We start from the raw sequence: 17,761 nt of genomic DNA, 5'->3' as shown, positions 1-17,761 counted from the left end.
TGAGCTGTTCCCCACCGGATCAACGTGCTTGCTTTCGGCATGCGTCACGGGGTTGAAACTACACGAGGACACGCGGATAAATCCAAGTTTGCTTGGGAAAACACGCTGGTGCGCGTCGTGCCGAGCGATATGGCCCTCGGAAACAATTGCCGGCGGGAAGACTGAACCTCGGCATGAATGGCAGTTTCGCCGCAACTGCCCCGCTAGTGACCGGTTTTCGCCGTAAACACGGTTTCTTGGTGGCCGCTGTGAGTTTCGTTAAAAGCGGCTGACAGCCGCGGCTAGTCCGAGCCGCGCGGCCGCAGTCTGCGGGCCCGCCGGGTCTCAAGGGCGTTGATGGTCAACGCGCGGCGGCTGATCCGCCAGCCCGCGTCGGTCCGTAGGTAGGCGTCGTCGTAGCGCAGATGCCAGACCACGTCGGTCACGTCCTCGGGGTCGCCGCCGCGGCCGCTCCAGTGGTGCGCGATGCACGTGACGCGCCCGGCCGCGGTCCCGGGATGCGGCCCCGGGCCGTAGACCTCGCCGACGATCGCGTGCTCGGTGCGGGTGACCGCGGCGACGGCGGCGACCGCCGCGGCGATGGCCACGGTGCCGCGGTGGCAATGCACGGGCTCCAGCGCGCCCGGCGGCTCGGGCACGTGCAGCTCGGCCGTGGCGATGAAAAGCGTTGCGACCGCGTCGAACTCACGATCGTCGATGCCGGCCGCGTACCGGTGCACCAGGTCGCACAGCGCCATCCGGTCTTCGGCGGAAAGGGTCATCACGGGGCTTACGGGGTCAGCGCCAGCCGTTGCGCACACGCCGACAGCATGTCCTTGGCCTCCTCGAGGTCGGCCGTCGGCGGACTCGACAGCACGATCCGGTCGGCGCCCTGCTCTGCCAGGGCGCCCGCGCGCTCCGCGTCGATCTTGGTGACGGTGTGGCCCAGGGAGACTTCCAGGGCCTCCGGGTCGCGGCCGGCCGCCGTGGCCTCCTCCCGCATCAGCGCGATCAGCGACGCGAGCCGCGGGCCGGCCACGCCCAGCGGCTGCAGGCCGTCGCCCAGCCGCCCGGCGCGGCGCGCCGCGGCCCGGCTGTGCCCGCCGATGTGAATCGGAAGCCGTTGTCCGGCAACCGGTTTGGGGTAGCACGTGACGTCGTCGAAGCCGAAGAACTCGCCGTGGTGCGATACCCCCTGCGGCCGGTCCTCCCAGAGCGCCCGCAGCACGGCCAACTGCTCGTCGGCCCGTCGGCCACGGCTCTCGAAGTCCACCCCGCAGGCCTCGAGTTCCTCCCGCAGCCAGCCCACGCCCACGCACAGCCGCAGCCGTCCGCCCGAGAGCGCGTCGACGGTCGCCGCGCGCTTGGCGAGGACCACCGGGTGGTGGTTGGGCAGCACCAGCACCCCGGTGGCCAGGCCCAGGCGGCTGGTGTGACCGGCCAGGAAGGCCAGCAGGTCCAGCGGGTCGGGAATGGGGCAGTCGGCGGGCAGGCCGACGCGCCCGGAGCTGTCGTAGGGGTAGACGCTGTCGTAGCGGGTGGCCAGGACGGTGTGCTCGACGACGACGATCGACTCGAACCCGCACCGCTCCAGGTGGCCCGCGAAGGCCGCCATGAATTCGGGATCCGCGGTGACGCCGTCGGCGACCGGGGCCAGGACCCCTATCTTCGGGGAAGCCGTCATGGGACCAGAAGCTACAGGTACGCCTGCCTGGCGGCGATCGCGAGCGCGGCGAAGGCGCTGGGGGCGCCCCCGCGGGGCTGGGGGACGGGTCGCCGCCGGCTAGGCAAGCGGCGCGATCGCCGCGCGGACGGCCTCGGCCAGGGTGGCCGCCCGGCGATCGGCGAAGACGTCCTCGAGCAGCACCGGCCGGCCGTCCGGGCCGGTCAGCGGGACCCGCCAGTTGGGGTATTCGTCGGTGGTGCCCGGCTGGTTCTGGGTCCGCCGGTCACCGACCGCGTCGGTCAGGGCCACCCCCAGCAGCCGCGACGGCGTCCGGCCCAGGTACCGGTACAGCGCCAGCACGACGGCTTCCGGGTCGGCTTCGGGATCGTCTCCGCCGTCGGCCAGCAGACCCACCCGGCGCAGCTCGGTCATCCAGGCCGCCAGCTCGGCCCGATCGGATTCGAGCTCGTCCGCCGCGGGCCGGGTCAACAACCCCAGGGACTCCCGCAGCCGCACGTGGTCGCCGGCCAGGTAGCCCGCCGTCGGCGGTAGATCGTGGGTGGTCACCGACGACAGGCAGTACTCGCGCCAGCGCTCGGCGGGCAGCGGCCCGCCGTTCCCGTCGCGGTCGGACTCGAACCAGAGGATGGAGGTGCCCAGCACCCCGCGCAGCAAGAGGTAGTCACGCACCCACGGTTCGACGGTGCCGAGGTCCTCGCCGACGACCAGCGCCCCGGCCCGGTGCGCCTCCAGCGCGACGATGCCGATCATCGCCTCGTGGTCGTAGCGCACATAGGTGCCCTCGGTGGGCGGCGCGCCCTGCGGAATCCACCACAGCCGGAACAACCCGATGATGTGGTCGATGCGGACGCCGCCGGCGTGCCGCAGCACGGCGCGGATCAGCGCGCGAAAGGGCCGGTACTCCTGCTCGTCGAGGCGGTCCGGCCGCCACGGCGGCTGCGACCAGTCCTGGCCGAGTTGGTTGAACTCGTCCGGCGGCGCGCCCGCGGTCACCCCGAGCGCCAGCACCTCCTGCAGGGCCCAGGCGTCGGCACCGTTGGGGTGCACGCCGACGGCCAGGTCCGCCATGATGCCCAACCCCATGCCGGCACGGACCGCCTGCGACTGCGCCGCGGCGAGCTGATCGTCGAGCTGCCACTGCAACCAGCGGTGGAAATCGATTGTGTCCGAATGGGTTTCGGCGAAGTCCCGTACCCCGGCGGCGTCGGGGCGCCGCAGGTCCTCCGGCCAGCGATGCCAGTCGCCGCCGTATTCCTCGGCCAGCGCGCACCAGGTGGCGAAGTCGTCGAGTGGGGTTCCCTCGCGGTCGCGGAACGCGGTATATGCCAGCTCGCGGCCCGCCGAGCGCGGCACCCGGTGCAGCAGCTCGAGCGCCGCGCGCTTGGCCGCCCACGCGCCGTCGCGGTCGATGGCGTCGAGCCGGGCGGCGCGCCGCTGGACGTCGGACCGCAGCCGCCGTACCCGGCCGCGCTTGGTCAGGTCGGCGTACTCGGGGACCGCCTCCACGCGAAGGTAGAGCGGGTTGACGAAGCGGCGCGACGTCGGCAGGTAGGGAGAGGGCTCCATCCGGCCCGTCGGCCCGGCGAACCCGGCGGCGTGCAGGGGGTTGACCAGCACGTAGTCGGCGCCGTGGCACGACGCCGACCACACCGCGAGGTCGGCCAGGTCGGTGAGGTCCCCGACGCCCCACGAGTGCCGCGACCGCACGCTGTAGAGCTGCGCTGCCAGCCCCCACCCGCGGCGCGCCCCGAGCCGCTCGGGCAAACCGAGCCAGTCCGGGGTCACGATCAGCGCGGTGCTGGCTTCGACATCGCCGGAGCGCAGGTGCACGCGGTGATAGCCCAGCGGTAGACCGGTGGGCAGCACGAAGCTGGCCTCACCGATCAACCGGCCGTTGAGGTCGAAGGGTGGGGTGAAGTTGTCCACCTGCCGGATCCCGCCGCGCACCGTGCCGTCCTCGAGCTCCACCCACACCTCGGCGGGGTGGCCGTGGGTCACGTGCACCCAGAATCGGATCTGCTCGCCGGTGCGTCCGACGATGGTCCCCGGCATCCGGCGCTCCCAATACGCCCGCCGTCGGGCGGCCAGCGCGTCGTTGCGCTCCCGTTCCGTGGCCGCGGCCACGCCCAGCGCGGCGAGCACAGCCACCAGCGTGTCGGGGCCGACGGGCACGCGCCGGCCGGTCCAGTCCTCGTAGTCGGTCGCGATGTGAAACCGGCGGGCGAGTTCGACCAGCGAGGGCGCGAGCTCAGTCATGTCGCCCATCTTGCTGGAGATCCGCGCCGTCAGTGTGAGCTGACGGCGTTGAGCGTGCGCTGGCCGCGCGATCGAGGGCGATTTCTCCGCCCCGGAGTCACACCCACCGCCGTGCACCCACATTCGATTGCGAGCGGGATCGCCCGGCGGACCGGCCAGCGGCCGGGGCCAAGTGGCCGTTCAACAGGACTAGTCGGCCGTCCGCGGCTAACATGCCCAGTGAAGACGCGACAAATCCGGCCGGGGGATCAGTGGTAACAGCGAAGGCGCCTGCGCGGCTGCCGGCACCCGATCCTCGCGGGCGGTTGTCGCCGTAATCGTCGAGACGGACAATATCCAGCAATATCCAGGCGTTCTGAGCAGACCGGATGGTGAATCAACGTGGCGGAAGAGAGTCGCGGGCAGCGGGGGTCGGGCTACGGCCTCGGGTTGTCGACCCGGACCCAGGTAACCGGTTACCAGTTCCTGGCCCGCCGCACCGCGATGGCGCTGACCCGCTGGCGCGTCCGCATGGAAATCGAGCCGGGCCGGCGCCAGACCCTGGCGGTCATCGCCTCGGTCTCCGCGTCGCTGGTGATCTGCCTGGGCGCGCTGCTGTGGTCGTTCCTGAGCCCGTCGGGCCAGATCAACGAGTCGCCGATCATCGCCGACCGCGACTCCGGCGCCCTCTACGTCCGCGTGGGGGACAAGCTGTATCCGGCGCTGAACCTGGCCTCGGCCCGGCTGATCACGGGACGCCCGGACAACCCGCACCTGGTGCGGTCCAGCCAGATCGCCAGCCTGCCCCGCGGGCCGCTGGTCGGCATCCCCGGCGCGCCGTCGCATTTCGCCCCCAAGACTCCTGCGGCGTCGTCCTGGCTGGTGTGCGACACGGTGGGCTCGACCGGCGTCGGCGCGCCGTCCGGGGTCACGGTGACGGTGATCGACGGCACCCCCGATCTCAGCGGCCACCGTCAGGTGCTCAACGGCTCGGACGCCGTGGTGCTGCGCTACGGCGACGACACGTGGGTGGTCCGGCAGGGCCGCCGCTCGAAGATCGACGCGACGAACCGCTCGGTGCTGTTGCCGCTGGGCCTGACGCCCGAGCAGGTCAGCATGGCCAAGCCGATGAGCCGCGCCCTGTACGACGCGTTGCCGGTGGGACCCGAGCTGACGGTGCCGGAGATACCGAACGCGGGTTCCCCGGCCGCGTTCGGAGGCGCACCGGGCCCGGTGGGGACGGTGATCGTCACCCCGCAAATCAGTGGGCCGCAACAGTATTCGCTGGTGTTGACCGAGGGTGTCCAGACGCTGCCGCCGCTGGTGGCCCAGATCCTGCAGAACGCCGGCGGCCCGGGTTCCAGTACCAAGCCGGTGACGGTGGAACCGTCGGCGCTGGCGAAGATGCCGGTGGTCAACAAGCTGGACCTGTCGTCGTATCCCGACAACCCGCTGAACGTGATGGATATCCGGGAGAACCCGGCGACCTGCTGGTGGTGGCAGAAGACGTCCGGCGAGAACCGGGCCCGCATCCAGGTTGTGTCCGGGTCGACCCTGCCCGTCGGGCCCAAGGAGTCGAGCAAGGTCGTCTCCCTGGTGAAGGCCGACACCACCGGCCGCGAGGCCGACCAGGTCTACTTCGCTCCCGACCACGCCAACTTCGTGGCCGTCACCGGCAACGACGCCGGCGCCAAGACGACGGAGTCGCTGTGGTGGCTGACGGACGCGGGCGCCCGGTTCGGGGTGGACGACACCCGTGAGGCCCGCGAGGCGCTGGGCCTGAAGACCACGCCGAGCCTGGCACCGTGGGTGGCGCTGCGGCTGCTGCCCCAGGGCCCCACCCTGTCGCGCGCGGACGCCCTGGTGGAGCACGACACCTTACCGATGGACATGTCCCCTGCAGAGTTGGTGGTACCCCGATGAAACGTGGATTCGCCCGGCCCACACCGGAAAAGGCGCCGGTGATCAAGCCGGAGAACATCGTCCTGCCGACCCCGCTGAGCATCCCGCCGCCCGAGGGCAAGCCCTGGTGGATCGTGGTGGTCGGCGTCGTGGTCATCGGCCTGCTGGGCGGGATGGTCGCGATGACCTTCGCCAGCGGCTCGCACGTGTTCGGCGGGATCGGCGCGATCTTCCCGATCTTCATGGTCGGCGGAATGATGATGATGATGATGCGCGGCGTCGGTGGCGGCCAGCAGCAGATGAGCCGGCCGAAGCTGGACGCGATGCGCGCCCAGTTCATGCTGATGCTGGACATGCTGCGCGAGACGGCCCACGAGTCGGCCGACAGCATGGACGCCAACTACCGCTGGTTCCACCCGGAACCGACCACGCTGACGGCCGCGGTCGGATCGCCGCGGATGTGGGAGCGCAAGCCCGACGGCAAGGACCTCAACTTCGGTGTGGTGCGGGTCGGGGTGGGCATGACGCGCCCCGAGGTGACCTGGGGCGAGCCCCAGAACATGCCGACCGACATCGAGCTCGAGCCGGTGACCGGCAAGGCGCTGCAGGAGTTCGGCCGCTACCAGAGCGTCGTCTACAACCTGCCCAAGATGATCTCGCTGCTGGTCGAGCCGTGGTACTCGCTGATCGGGGAGCGCGAGCAGGTGCTGGGACTGATGCGCGCCATCGCCTGCCAGCTGGCGTTCTCCCACGGGCCCGACCACGTGCAGATGATCGTGGTGAGTTCCGATCTGGACCAATGGGATTGGGTCAAGTGGCTGCCGCACTTCGGTGACCCGCGACGCCAGGACGCGGCGGGCAACGCGCGGATGGTCTACAGCTCGGTGCGCGAATTCGCCGCCGAGCAAGCCGAACTGTTCGCCGGCCGTGGGTCTTTCACGCCCCGGCACGCCAGCTCGTCGGCGCAGACCCCGACGCCGCACACCGTGATCATCGCCGACATCACCGACCCGCAGTGGGAGTTCGTCATCAGCGCCGAGGGCATCGACGGCGTGACGTTCTTCGACCTGACCGGCGCGTCGATGTGGTCGGCCGTGCCGGAGCGCACGCTGCGGTTCGACGACCGGGGCGTCATCGAGGCGCTGCCGCGCGACCGCGACACGTGGATGGTCATCGACGAGAAGCCGTGGTTCTTCGCGCTGACCGACCACGTCAGCGTCGCCGAGGCCGAGGAGTTCGCGCAGAAGCTGGCGCGCTGGCGGCTGGCCGAGGCGTACGAAGAGATCGGCCAGCGGGTGGCCCACATCGGCGCCCGGGACATCATGGCCTACTACGGGATCGACGACCCGGCCGACATCGACTTCGACGCGCTGTGGGGCAGCCGCACCGACTCCATGGGCCGGTCGCGGCTGCGGGCGCCGTTCGGAAACCGTTCCGACAACGGCGAGTTGCTGTTCTTGGACATGAAGTCGCTGGACGAGGGCGGCGACGGCCCGCACGGCGTCATGTCGGGCACCACGGGCTCGGGTAAGTCGACGCTGGTGCGCACGGTGATCGAGTCGCTGATGCTCGGCCACCCGCCGGAGGAGTTGCAGTTCGTCCTGGCCGACCTCAAGGGTGGTTCGGCGGTCAAGCCGTTCGCCGGGGTGCCGCACGTGTCGCGCATCATCACCGACCTGGAAGAGGACCAGGCGCTGATGGAGCGCTTCCTGGACGCGCTGTGGGGCGAGATCGCGCGCCGCAAGGCGATCTGCGACAGCGCCGGCGTCGACGACGCCAAGGAGTACAACAGCGTGCGCTCCCGGATGCGGGCCCGCGGCCAGGACATGCCGCCGCTGCCGATGCTGGTGGTCGTCATCGACGAGTTCTACGAGTGGTTCCGCATCATGCCGACGGCGGTCGACGTGCTGGACTCCATCGGGCGTCAGGGCCGGGCGTACTGGATCCACCTGATGATGGCGTCGCAGACGATCGAGAGCCGCGCCGAAAAGCTCATGGAGAACATGGGATACCGGTTGGTGCTGAAGGCCCGCACCGCCGGGGCGGCGCAGGCCGCGGGCGTCCCGAACGCGGTGAACCTGCCGGCCCAGGCCGGCCTGGGCTACTTCCGCCGCAGCCTGGAGGACATCGTCCGGTTCCAGGCGGAGTTCCTGTGGCGCGACTTCGTCTCCCGCGGGTCCTCGATCGACGGTGACGAGGCGCCTGCGCTGGTGCACAGCATCGATTACGTTCGCCCGCAACTGTTCACCAACTCGTTCACCCCGCTGGAGGTCAGCGTCGGCGGGCCGCAGCCGGAGCCGTACACCAACGGTTCCAACGGCGAGGTCCTCGAGGCGCCCGAGGCCGAGGAGGACGAAAGCGTCAGGACCCCCAAGGTCGGCACGGTGATCATCGATCAGCTGCGCAAGATCGATTTCGAGCCATACCGGCTGTGGCAGCCGCCGCTGAGCAAGCCCGTCGCCATCGACGAGCTGGTCAACCGGTTCCTCGGCCACTCCTGGCAGCAGGACTACGGCAGCGCGCAGGACCTGGTCTTCCCGATCGGGATCATCGACCGGCCGTTCAAGCACGACCAGCCGCCGTGGACGGTCGACACCTCCGGCCCCGGCGCCAACGTCCTGATCCTCGGGGCCGGCGGTTCGGGCAAGACCACGGCGCTGCAGACGCTGATCTGCTCGGCGGCGCTGACCCACACGCCCGAGCAGGTCCAGTTCTACTGCCTGGCCTACAGCGGCACCGCCCTGACCACCGTCGCCCAGCTGCCCCACGTGGGCGAGGTGGCGGGCCCGACCGACCCGTACGGTGTGCGCCGCACGGTGGCCGAGCTGCTGGCGCTGGTCCGCGAGCGCAAGCGCAGCTTCCTCGAATACGGCATCGCGTCGATGGAGGTGTTCCGGCGCCGCAAGTTCGCCGGCGAGGCCGGGCCGGTGCCCAACGACGGCTTCGGCGACGTCTACCTGGTGATCGACAACTACCGGGCGCTGGCCGAGGAGAACGAGGTCCTGATCGAGCAGGTGAACCTGATCATCAACCAGGGCCCGTCATTCGGGGTGCACGTGGTCGTCACCGCCGATCGCGAATCCGAGCTGCGGCCGCCGGTGCGCAGCGGCTTCGGGTGCCGCGTCGAGCTGCGCCTGGCCGCAGTGGAAGACGCCAAGCTGGTGCGGTCCCGGTTCGCCAAGGAGGTCCCGGTCAAGCCGGGGCGCGGCATGGTCGCGGTCAACTACGTCCGCCTGGACGCCGACCCGCAGGCCGGCCTGCACACGTTGGTGGCCCGGCCCGCGCTGGGCAGCACGCGCGACAACGTGTTCGCCTCCGACAGCATCGTCGAGGCGGTCAGCCGGCTGGCGAGCGGGCAGGCCCCGCCGATCCGGCGGCTGCCCGCGCGCTTCGGCGTGGACCAGGTGCGCGAACTGGCCGCCCGCGATACCCGCCAGGGCGTCGGTGCCGGCGGAATCACCTGGGCCATCTCGGAATTGGACCTGGCGCCGGTGTACCTCAATTTCGCCGAGAACGCGCACCTGATGGTGACGGGCCGGCGCGAATGTGGGCGTACGACGACGCTGGCGACGATCATGTCCGAGATCGGCCGGCTGTATGCGCCCGGCGCCAGCAGCGCACCGCCCCCACCGCCCGGGCGGCCGTCGGCTCAGGTGTGGCTCGTCGATCCGCGCCGTCAACTGCTGACCGTGATGGGCTCGGAGTACGTCGAGAACTTCGCCTACAACCTCGACGGGGTGCAGGCGATGATGAACGACCTGTCCGCCCTGCTGGCCAGCCGCGAGCCACCGCCCGGCCTGTCGGCGGAGGAGCTGATGTCGCACTCGTGGTGGAGCGGCCCGGAGATCTTCCTGATCGTCGACGACATCCAGCAGATGCCGGCCGGTTTCGATTCGCCGCTGCACAAGGCCGCGGCCTGGGTCACCCGGGCCTCCGACGTGGGCCTGCACGTGATCGTCACCCGCACCTTCGGCGGTTGGTCTTCGGCGGGCAGCGACCCGATGCTGCGGGCGCTGCACCAGGCCAACGCGCCGCTGCTGGTGATGGACGCCGACCCCGACGAGGGCTTCATCCGCGGCAAGATGAAGGGTGGCCCGCTGCCCCGCGGCCGCGGTCTGCTGATGGCCGAGGACACCGGCGTGTTCGTCCAGGTGGCCGCCACCGAGTTCCGCAAGTAGGGCCGGCTGGGCTCAGTCTGGGCTCAGGCCCAGCGCAAGGGTAATTCCTTGAGCGCGAAGGTCTTTGACGGAAACCTGATTTCCGGCGCGTAGCCCGCCGGCAGGTCGAAGTCGGGGATCTGCCTGAGCCATTCGTCCACGACGATGGTCAGCTCGATGCGCGCCAGGTGCGAGCCCAGGCAGCGGTGCGGGCCGCCGCCAAATCCCCAGTGCCGGTGCACCTTACCGTCCAAAAACAGCTCGTCGGTCGACGTCGCGTCGCTGCCGTCGCGGTTGACCGCGGCCATACACAGCCGCACCGGGGTGCCGGCGGGCAGCGTCATGCCGCCGATGGTGACCATCTGCGTCGTCACCCTCGGCGCCACCGGCGCGGAGGGCTCCAGCCGGACGATCTCTTCGATGAAAGGCCTGATCTGCCCCGGGTTGTCGCGCAGCGAGTCGCGCAGCTGCGGCCGGCGCGCGAGTTCGAACAGCGAGAACCCGATGGCCGCGGTCACCGTGTCCAGGCCCGCCAGGATCAACAGGTGGCTCATGCCCAGCAGCTCGAGATCGCTGAAGTCGCCCTCGCCGGTCATCACGCGGGACAGCATGTCCGGGCCCGGGCTCGCCCGGCGCTGTGCGATCGCGTCGGTGAGATACGCCAACAGCTCGCCCGCCTTCTCGAGGTCGGCCCGCGTCGAGTAGGGCCGGTCGCCGACGATGGCGTCCTTCCACTCGATGATGCGGTCCCGGTCTTCGACCGGCAGCCCGTAGAGATCGAGGAAGACCTGGAAGGGGTACAGGTTCGCGAAATCCGCCATCGCGTCGCACTCGCCCTGTGCGGCAAGCGCTGCGATCATCCCGGCGGCGTGACGCGCCAGCACGGGCCTGGACTCGCTCAGCCCCTGTGGACTGAAATACGGCTGCAGGATCTTGCGGTATCGGGTGTGCTCCGGGGGGTCGAACGCCAGCGGCACCACCGGCAGCGGGCTGCCGGGCGGTTGCAGCGCCAACCGTGACGAGAAGACCTCCGGGTTGCGCAGCGCGGCAAGGACGTCCTCGCGCCGGGTGAGGTAGTAGTGGCCGTTCATGAACACCACCGGTCCGGCGTCCCGCAACGCCTTCCACCCGACGCCCCGGTCGGCGGCCATCGGCAACTTGGAGTATTCGAGCCGCGGGAGGTGGAAGGCGCCCGGCTGGCCGGCACCGAGAGTGCTCATGGGTCTGAACTCCGCGTGTCCGTTCGGCTTTCGTGAATTGTCTATCGGTGGCACACCAATATTGCACGCGGGGCACAGGCCGACCACTCGTGTCGCCCACCCCTCGCAGGAGTCCGCGAAAACGGCGCTCAAGAGGGCTTTATCCGCGACGGGATTTTATTGCGCGCGCCGGCCGCGGGCGCCCCGGCCCTGCGCGCCGGCGGGAGCCGCGCGGCGGCGTCGCCGCGGGTCGATCGGTGGGCCGCGGGCCGGTTATCGCAGCTCACGGCCGCCGACATCGCCCTGCCACGCGCGCGCGGGCAGGCGCCGCCGCCGCACCGGCGCCCGGGCCGGGAGGCGGACGGCGCGCGCCCGCCGGCTGACCGCCGAGTTCGTCCGATTGCCGATCGGCCGCCGCGAACTAACGTGACGCACAGTCGGAGGCCGGCGAGATTCGAGGAGGCGACACATGGCGTTGGCGACCACCCAACCGGCGGCCTCGGCCGCGCTCGCGACCGTCCCCGCGTCGGTAGAGTGGACCGGCACAACCCCGAACCGTCGTCGAAGGACCGCGCGTGAAGGTTCGCCTCGAAAAGTCCAGATGTGTCGGCCACGCCCAGTGCTACGCGGTGGATCCCGACCTCTTCCCGATCGACGACTCGGGCTATTCGATCCTCGAGGAGCGCGAGGTGCGGCCGCAAGACGAGCGGCTTACCCGCGACGGCGTGGCCGCCTGTCCGGAGATGGCGCTGCTGATCGACGAGGAGTAGCGGCCGCCCCCGGGCGACTTGTTGGGCAAACTGCGCGTGAACACTGGGCGGCCGCTTGTGAACGGCGGCTGACCTGGAATGAACATTGGTTTGCCAGTTGTAAACACTTGGCGTCGTGGGTCGGCGTGTCAGCCATGACCAGCTAATGTCGCTTGCGAGCGGCAGTTCAGGCACCAAGAGCTGTCGCTCGGTTGCTGACAGCGGGGTAGACGAGGCAAATTGCGCATTTCGTTCCTGGCCAGACGTCCGAGAATCCTGGCAGCACGGGGCCTGTCCCGGCCGACCGAGCCGGGCCGCAAGGTGTTGACGCTCCCCGGAAATGGGTTTGCTGGTCCACAGAGTTGTGACCGCGCCCACCATGCTTTCGCCCCGTCCGACGCGATTGCCCACGCAATCACGGCCAACTGAGGAGGACACGGTGTTCGACTTCGGAGCGCTAGCGCCCGAAATCAATTCCGGTCGTATCTATGCGGGCCCGGGGGCCGAGTCGATCATGGTTGCCGCGACGGCCTGGGACGAGTTGGCGGCGGAGCTGGCGACCGCGGCCGGCAGCTACAACTCGGTGCTCACGGAGCTCATCAGCGCGCCCTGGGTGGGGCCCTCGGCGTCGACGATGCTGGCGGCGATCACGCCCTACGTCGGCTGGCTCGGCGCGGCGGCCGGGCTGGCCGAGGAGAGCGCCGGCCAGGCGCGCGCGGCGGCCGCCGCTTTCGAGACCGCTTTCGCGATGACCGTGCCGCCCCCGGTGATCGCGGCCAACCGGCTGCTGTTGATGACGCTGGTCGCGACCAACTTCTTCGGCCAGAACACGCCGGCGATCATGGCCACCGAGGCCCACTACATGGAGATGTGGGCCCAGGACGCCTCCGCCATGTACGGCTACGCCGCCGCGTCGGCGACGGCCGCGCAGCTGACCCCCTATCAACCGCCGCCGAACACCACCACCCCGGAGGGGATCGCCGGCCAGGGCCTCGCGGTGGCCCAGGCCGTCGCCGAACCGGCCGGCAGCTCCGGCCAGACGGCTGCCGCCGTCACCCAACTCCTCCCGGCCGCCACGGTTCCCCAAGCGCTGCAACAACTTTCGACGGGGATCTCGTCGACGTGGCCGTTTTCGATGTTGGAGAGCCAGCTCAAGGACTTCCTGACCTACGGGTTGCCGACCCCGACCAACAACTGGCTGGGGCTGGCCTCCAGCCAGTACACCCCGATCCTCAAGAACACCCTGCAGGCCTATTTCGGGGTGGGCATGGGCCAGTCCGCCGTGTCCATCAGCCAGCAGCTGACGTTCGGTACCGGTACGACGGCCGGTTCGGGCGGTGCCTGGTACCCGACGCCACAGTTCGCCGGCCTGCACCTGGGCACCGTGGGCGGCGGCGCCGCGGGCGCCCACACCAGCGCGGCGGTGTCGGCGGGCGCGGGGCAGGCCGGCAAGGTCGGGCTGCTGTCGGTCCCGGCGAATTGGACGACGCCGACGTCGGAGGCGGGCGTCACGCTGGCGGCGGCCGAGGAGGCGGCCCCCCTACAGGCCGGCGCCGGGGCCGCGCCGGGCAGCAACGCCGTGCTGCGGGGCATCCCGCCCGGCGGCGTCGCGCGCCGCACCGCGGGCTACGGCTACACCAACAAATACGGGTTCCGCTACAGCGTGCTGGCCCGGCCGCCGTCGGCCGGATGACCAGGAGGCGCGTCCGTCCAAGGGCCATGAAATTCGAGGAGGAGAGCACATGTCGTTCGTGACAACGCAACCCGAGGCGCTGGCAGCCGCGGCGGGCAGCCTGCAGGGCATCGGCTCGGCGCTGAGCGCCCAGAACGCCGCGGCGGCGGCCCCGACGACGGGAGTGGTCCCGGCGGCCGCCGACGAGGTGTCGGCGCTGACGGCGGCGCAGTTCGCCGCGCATGCCCAGATGTATCAGGCCGTCAGCGCCCAGGCTGCGGCAATCCACGAGATGTTCGTCAACACCCTGGGCATCAGTTCGGGGTCGTACGCGGCGACCGAGGCGGCCAACGCGGCCGCGGCCGGCTAGGAGATGAGGACATGACAATCGATTTGGGTGCGCTGCCTCCGGAGGTCACCTCCGCGCAGATCTATGCGGGTCCGGGCTCGACGTCGTTGGTGGCGGCGGCCTCGGCCTGGAATGGCATTGCGGCCGAACTGAATTCGGCGGCCGCAGGCTACGACAAGCTGATCACGTCGCTGTCCAGCGAGGAGTGGCTGGGGCCGGCGTCGGCGTCGATGGCCACGGCGGTGCAGCCGTACGTGACGTGGATGACCACCACCGCCGCGCAGGCCGAGGAGGCCGCCGCCCAGGCGCAGTCGGCCGCGGCGGCCTACGAGACCGTGCTCGCCTCCGTGACGCCGCCGCCGCTCATCGCGGCCAACCGCACGGAGCTCACCCAGGCCACGGCGACCAACGTGCTGGGCCAGAACAACGGCGTCATCGCGCAGTTGGAGGCCCAGTACGCCGAGTTCTGGGCGCAGAACGCGGCGGCGATGTACAGCTACGCCGGCCAGTCGGCGACGGCCGCCAAGGTGACGCCGTATCAAAGCGCCCCGACGATCACCAACCAGGCCGCCTCGGGCACCCAGAGCGCCGCGGTCGCCGCCGCGCAGGCCACCCCGGCCGGCTCGCTGCAGCAGACCCTGCAGGGCTACCTCTCCCAGATCCAAGGCCAGCTGGGCCAGTTGGCCACGCCGACCGCGGCCGCCACATCGTCGTCCAACCCGCTGCTGCAGGAGGTGTGGTTCCTGCTGAGCGGGCAGTCCACGCTGCCCACCAACCTGGGGGCGCTGGCCAACGGCTACACCCCGTTCGCGGGCCTGATCTACAACACCGAGGGCCTGCCGTACTTCAGCATCGGCATGGGCAACAACTTCGTACAGGTCGCCAAGAGCCTCGGGCTCATCAGCGCCCCCGCGGCGGGGGCCGCGGCCGCCGTCCCCAAAGGCCTGCCGGGGCTGGGCGGCCTGCTGGGCGGCGGCGCCGGCGCGGCGGCCCATCTGGGCAGCGCGGCCTCGATCGGCAAGTTGTCGGTACCGGCCGCATGGGCGGGGGCCGCGCCCGCGGTGCCGCACGCCGCCGCCATCCCGGTGAGCAGCATCAGCGCGGCGCCGGAGGCCGCCGCGGGGCCCGGAAACCTGCTGGGCGGCATGCCGCTGGCCGGCGCGGGCGGCGGCGGTTCCCACGGTGCCGGCCCCCGGTACGGGTTCCGCCCGACCGTCATGGCGCGGCCCCCCCTCGGCGGCTAGCGACGGCCCGTGACCGCACCTCGCGGGCCCGCGGGCCTTATCCGCGACCGGATTTTTACCCCGCGCCGGCACCGGGCCGGGTCGGTGCGGAACACCGCGCCGGCCACCGGCACTTGCGGGCGTGCCGATCCGCGCTGCGAGCGACCGTTCTCCTATTTGCTCCCACGCGTTTTGGCCGTGCCGGTGATACCATCCATCCGTGCAGGCCAGCAGGCTTGCCCCGGCCCCTTCCGCGGGTTCGCCCTCACGGTTTGCTGTGACGGTCCTGTGAAGGGCAGCGTCCGGGGCCGGACGCTGTTACTGTGTCGTTACCAAAAGTGAATTTGCCGTGCCATCGAGTGAACATTTGCTAACGGGTGGCCCGGACCCAGCTTGAGACGGACGTTGTCATCTACTCTCGTGCACAGTAGCGGTGCCGGAGGCGATCTAGGAGGGAAAAGTTATGTCGTTCGTGACCACACAGCCGGAGGCGCTGGCCGCGGCAGCCGGGAGCCTGCAGGGGATCGGTTCGGCGCTGAGCGCCCAGAACGCCGCCGCAGCCGCGCCTACCACCGGGGTCGTGCCCGCCGCCGCCGACGAGGTGTCGGCGCTGACCGCCGCCCAGTTCGCCGCGCACGCGCAGATGTATCAGGCCGTCAGCGCCCAGGCCGCCGCGATTCACGAGCAATTCGTGAACACCCTGGGCATCAGTTCGGGTTCCTACGCCGCGACCGAAGCCGCCAACGCGGCCGCCGCCCACTGATCGGTCGGGCGATCCCGGCCTGGGACGGACATTCACTCGGCCGCCGTCCGGCGGCAGGGGGGACCAAATCTTTGCTCATTCGGCTCGGCGCGCCAGCGCAGGGCCGAGCTCGACACAACTGAAAACAGATCACCGAGAATTACCGACAAGCAAGGAGACAAGCCAACATGGCAACTCGTTTTATGACTGACCCGCATGAGATGCGGGCGATGGCGGGTCGTTTCGAGGTCCACGCGCAGACCGTGGAGGACGAGGCCCGCAAGATGTGGGCGTCGTCGATGAACATCGCCGGTGCCGGCTGGAGTGGTACGGCGCAGGCGACGTCCTACGACACGATGGGTCAGATGAATCAGGCGTTTCGCAACATCGTGAACATGCTGCACGGGGTGCGTGATGGCCTGGTGCGCGACGCGAACAACTACGAGCAGCAAGAGCAGACTTCGCAGCAAATCCTCGGCAGCTAGCGCCGGGTCTCACTCTTTTATTTCAGGAGGACGCAAACATGACAATCAATTATCAGTTTGGCGATGTGGATGCCCACGGCGCGTTGATTCGTGCGCAGGCCGCGTCGTTGGAGGCCGAGCACCAGGCCATCGTGCGCGATGTGCTGGCTGCCGGTGACTTTTGGGGTGGCGCCGGTTCGGTGGCCTGCCAGGAGTTCATCACCCAGTTGGGTCGTAACTTCCAGGTGATCTACGAGCAGGCCAACGCCCACGGCCAGAAGGTGCAAAGCGCCGGCAGCAACATGGCCAGCACCGACAGCGCCGTCGGGTCCAGCTGGGCCTAACTCCCAACTTCAGGCGCGGCAGCACACGTCGGTGTGCTGCCGCGTCCTGCAGTTTCCGACCGACTCCGAACCACTTTCGATTACTGAGGTATTGATGGACCCGCAGAGCACCCGCACCGACATCACCGTCAACGTCGACGGCTTCTGGATGCTTCAGGCGCTGCTCGACATTCGGCACGTCGCACCGGAGTTGCGCTGCCGGCCGTTCGTCTCGACGGACTCGAACGACTGGCTCAACGAACACCCCGGGATGGCGGTGATGCGCGAGCAGGGCATCGTCGTCGGCGACGAGGTGCAGGAGCAGGTCGCCGCGCGGATGAGGGTCCTCGCCGCGCCCGACCTCGAGGTCGTGGCGCTGCTCTCCCGCGGCAAGCTGCTCTACGGCGTCGTCGAGGAGGAAAACCAGCCGCCCGGTTCGCGCGACATCCCCGAGAACGAGTTCCGGGTGGTCCTGGCCCGCCGCGGCCAGCACTGGGTGTCGGCCGTGCGCGTCGGCAGCGACATCACCGTCGACGACGTCGCCGTCGCCGACAGCGCCTCGATCGCATCCCTGGTGATCGACGGTCTGGAGTCGATTCACCACGCGGAGCCCGCCGCGATCAACGCGGTCAACGTGCCGCTGGAGGAGATGCTGGAGGCGACGAAGTCCTGGCAGGAGTCCGGTTTCAACGTATTCTCCGGCGGCGACCTGCGGCGGATGGGCATCAGCGCCTCCACCGTCGCCGCGCTCGGACAGGCCCTGTCCGACCCGGCGGCCGAGGTCGCCGTGTACGCCCGTCAGTACCGCGACGACGCCAAGGGCCCGAGCGCCTCGGTGCTGTCGCTCAAGGACGGTTCGGGCGGCCGCATCGCGCTCTACCAGCAGGCGCGCACCGCGGGTTCGGGGGAGGCGTGGCTGGCGATCTGCCCGGCGACACCGCAACTGGTGCAGGTGGGCGTCAAGACCGTGCTGGACACGCTGCCCTACGGCGAATGGAAAACGCACAGCAGGGTTTGACATACGCGTGAAACATAAACTTCACCAACGCTTTTGCAGACCGCATGCGGCCGGGATGCGAA

General features: G+C 70.2%; 14 protein-coding genes. 10 read left to right on the top strand and 4 right to left on the bottom strand.

What is annotated here, in order from left to right; all coding sequences use genetic code 11:
* Positions 1 to 281 precede the first annotated feature (281 nt).
* From AC5Y43_RS08230 to malQ, 3 genes are all read right to left on the bottom strand, one after another.
* A complete protein-coding gene (locus AC5Y43_RS08230) occupies positions 282 to 761 on the bottom strand; it encodes a nuclear transport factor 2 family protein (protein WP_499971550.1) in 480 nt (159 codons plus the stop codon).
* 8 nt (positions 762 to 769) lie between these two features.
* Positions 770 to 1,663, bottom strand: a complete 894-nt coding sequence (locus tag AC5Y43_RS08225; RefSeq protein WP_499971262.1) for an LLM class F420-dependent oxidoreductase — start codon at positions 1,661 to 1,663, stop codon at positions 770 to 772.
* A 99-nt stretch (positions 1,664 to 1,762) separates the two neighbouring features.
* The gene (malQ, locus tag AC5Y43_RS08220) at positions 1,763 to 3,922 is read right to left on the bottom strand and encodes a 4-alpha-glucanotransferase (protein WP_499971260.1); all 2,160 of its coding nucleotides are present in this window, start codon (positions 3,920 to 3,922) and stop codon (positions 1,763 to 1,765) included.
* Between the two features lie 381 nt (positions 3,923 to 4,303).
* On the opposite strand from malQ, the gene eccB reads away from it, so the two are divergent.
* A complete protein-coding gene (gene eccB / locus AC5Y43_RS08215; RefSeq protein ID WP_499971258.1) occupies positions 4,304 to 5,824 on the top strand; it encodes a type VII secretion protein EccB in 1,521 nt (506 codons plus the stop codon).
* Positions 5,821 to 9,981: a type VII secretion protein EccCa gene (eccCa, locus tag AC5Y43_RS08210; protein WP_499971256.1), complete on the top strand. Its 4,161-nt coding sequence runs from the start codon at positions 5,821 to 5,823 to the stop codon at positions 9,979 to 9,981. Before eccB ends, eccCa begins: the two co-directional genes overlap by 4 nt.
* A gap of 23 nt (positions 9,982 to 10,004) precedes the next feature.
* Here eccCa and AC5Y43_RS08205 read toward each other — a convergent pair whose 3' ends face one another.
* The gene (locus AC5Y43_RS08205; protein ID WP_499971254.1) at positions 10,005 to 11,180 is read right to left on the bottom strand and encodes a cytochrome P450; all 1,176 of its coding nucleotides are present in this window, start codon (positions 11,178 to 11,180) and stop codon (positions 10,005 to 10,007) included.
* A gap of 554 nt (positions 11,181 to 11,734) precedes the next feature.
* Between AC5Y43_RS08205 and fdxE the strand changes: the two genes are divergently transcribed.
* The 8 genes from fdxE (at position 11,735) to AC5Y43_RS08165 (ending at position 17,699) form a co-directional block, all read left to right on the top strand.
* The gene (gene fdxE / locus AC5Y43_RS08200) at positions 11,735 to 11,929 is read left to right on the top strand and encodes a ferredoxin FdxE (protein ID WP_499971252.1); all 195 of its coding nucleotides are present in this window, start codon (positions 11,735 to 11,737) and stop codon (positions 11,927 to 11,929) included.
* A 418-nt stretch (positions 11,930 to 12,347) separates the two neighbouring features.
* A complete protein-coding gene (locus AC5Y43_RS08195) occupies positions 12,348 to 13,601 on the top strand; it encodes a PPE family protein (RefSeq protein ID WP_499971250.1) in 1,254 nt (417 codons plus the stop codon).
* Positions 13,602 to 13,650: 49 nt separating this feature from the next.
* Positions 13,651 to 13,950, top strand: a complete 300-nt coding sequence (locus AC5Y43_RS08190; protein WP_499971248.1) for a type VII secretion system ESX-5 target PE18 — start codon at positions 13,651 to 13,653, stop codon at positions 13,948 to 13,950.
* An 11-nt stretch (positions 13,951 to 13,961) separates the two neighbouring features.
* The gene (locus AC5Y43_RS08185; protein ID WP_499971245.1) at positions 13,962 to 15,173 is read left to right on the top strand and encodes a PPE family protein; all 1,212 of its coding nucleotides are present in this window, start codon (positions 13,962 to 13,964) and stop codon (positions 15,171 to 15,173) included.
* 442 nt (positions 15,174 to 15,615) lie between these two features.
* On the top strand, positions 15,616 to 15,915 hold the full coding sequence (locus AC5Y43_RS08180; protein ID WP_499971242.1) for a PE family protein: 300 nt from the start codon (positions 15,616 to 15,618) through the stop codon (positions 15,913 to 15,915).
* 167 nt (positions 15,916 to 16,082) lie between these two features.
* A complete protein-coding gene (locus AC5Y43_RS08175; protein ID WP_499971240.1) occupies positions 16,083 to 16,379 on the top strand; it encodes a WXG100 family type VII secretion target in 297 nt (98 codons plus the stop codon).
* A 38-nt stretch (positions 16,380 to 16,417) separates the two neighbouring features.
* A complete protein-coding gene (locus tag AC5Y43_RS08170) occupies positions 16,418 to 16,702 on the top strand; it encodes a WXG100 family type VII secretion target (protein ID WP_046182844.1) in 285 nt (94 codons plus the stop codon).
* 94 nt (positions 16,703 to 16,796) lie between these two features.
* The gene (locus AC5Y43_RS08165) at positions 16,797 to 17,699 is read left to right on the top strand and encodes an ESX secretion-associated protein EspG (RefSeq protein WP_499971237.1); all 903 of its coding nucleotides are present in this window, start codon (positions 16,797 to 16,799) and stop codon (positions 17,697 to 17,699) included.
* Positions 17,700 to 17,761 lie beyond the last annotated feature (62 nt).

It is taken from the genome of Mycobacterium sp. NGS57, from assembly GCF_059812405.1.
This window is presented reverse-complemented; position numbering and strand designations above follow the sequence as displayed.